At 73.1% G+C, this 1,642-nt stretch carries 2 protein-coding genes; one reads left to right on the forward strand and one right to left on the reverse strand.

Annotation, left to right across the window (positions count from 1 at the left end; translation table 11 throughout):
* On the reverse strand, window positions 1-750 hold a 750-nt coding region (locus AC27VN_RS40870; RefSeq protein WP_490880420.1), incomplete at its 3' end, for a PhnD/SsuA/transferrin family substrate-binding protein.
* A gap of 197 nt (window positions 751-947) precedes the next feature.
* Between AC27VN_RS40870 and AC27VN_RS40875 the strand changes: the two genes are divergently transcribed.
* On the forward strand, window positions 948-1,642 hold a 695-nt coding region (locus AC27VN_RS40875), incomplete at its 3' end, for a hypothetical protein (RefSeq protein ID WP_490880421.1).

The following is a 1,642-nucleotide window of genomic DNA, read 5'->3' on the forward strand; positions in this document are numbered from 1 at the left end:
GCGCGTGGCGCGCGGCCAGTCGGCGCGGATGGCGAAGCGCTCGGCGGGCAGGGGCTCCGATTGCCAGACGATCCTGAGCTGCCGGCCCTCGGGTGGAAAGCGGCGGCAGAACAGGCGGTGGTCGTCGAGGGTGCCGGTCGCGATGTCGACGTCGCCGTTGGCCAGCGCGAGGCTGCTCGCGAAGGTGGAGCCGACGGTCTCGGTGCGGAAGGCGGTCTCCATGTCGATGCCGCGCGGCAGGAACAGCCGCGCCTGGGGCAGCACATAGCCCGCGATGGAACGCCGCTCGCCGTAGGCGATGCGCCAGTCCTGGGGCTCGGCCAGCAGCCGGTCGAGCGCGTCGGGCGGGGCCGCGCGGCGCACCAGCAGCACCGCGCGGTTGGGGTCTTGCGCCGCCGGGCGCTTCGCTTGGGCGAGAATCCGCATCCGCCCCTCGACCACCGCCTGCAGCGCGGCCTCGGGGGCCAGGAAGCCGGCGTCGACCTCGGCGTGCGCGACGGCACGTGCCAGCGATTCGAGGCTGGACAGCGTGGCCGTCTCGAGCGCGCAGCCGACAGCGGCGCACAGCGGGTGCAGCAGCGGTTCCCACGCGGCGCGCGAGGCCAGGGCCTCGTCGAGCAGCGGCAGGGCGAAGCGCAGCCGGGCGGAAGACACAGGGGAGAAGGCCTCGCTCGAGGCCGCCGAGGCTGGCGCGAGACGCGAGCCCGACAACAGGAGCACGCCGGCGCCGCCGCGCGCGACGCGCAGCAATGCGTCGCGGCGGGTGGCACCCGGGGGTGCATGTGAAAGGGTGAGGAAGGACGGCGCCATGCGGGTTCACGACAAACGCTGGCACGGCCCGGACGCGTTGCGGCGCGCCGTGGCGCGACCGCCGTCCGGCCAATGACAGCAGAGCAGGGAGTCTGCGCATCTGCGCCTGCGCGCGCTACTCCCGAACAGGAGGGAACATGGGTCTGGAATCCACGGCGCTGGCCGACGCGGTCCGGCGGCTGTATGCCGAGGTGGCGGCGCCGGGTGCCGGCGGCATCGACCTCAACGTGCTGCGCGAATGCATCGGCGCCGAGCACGTGGTGATGACGAGCATGCACGACGGCGACACCGAGTGGCGCGCCTGCACGCAATTCGGCCAGGTCGAGGAACGCGAGCTCGGCCAGTGGCTCACGATGGCCGACCACGAGTCGCTGGTCCGGCTCACCGCCTCGGGCCTGCCGGTGCGTACCTCCACCTTCCTGAGCCGCCGGGCGATGGCCAGCACCGAGCTCTACCAGGAGGTGCTGCGGCCGCTCAACGGCGGCCTGGCCGCGGTGTCGTACTGGCGCGAGCACGACGGCTGGCGCGGCCTCAGCTATTGCCGCTCGCTCGAGTCGGGCCACGATTTCCGCGAGGACGAACTGGCGTCGATCCAGGCGCTGGTGCCGCACCTGCGGACCATCGAGCAGCTGCATGCGCAACTGCGGCAGCACACGCGTGCCAGCGTCGACGCGGCGCACGACATGCTGAACCTGGCGCCGCAGGCGGTGATGCTGCTCGACGCCGCGGGCCGCGTGGTGTTCCTCAATCGCAGCGCAAGTGCGTTGCTGGCGCAACCCGGTTGCGGCCTGCGTGCCGACCGGGAAGGGCTGCGCGCACGCGACGGTGCGGA

The sequence above is a fragment of the Variovorax sp. 20P10.2.4 genome, assembly GCF_058244205.1.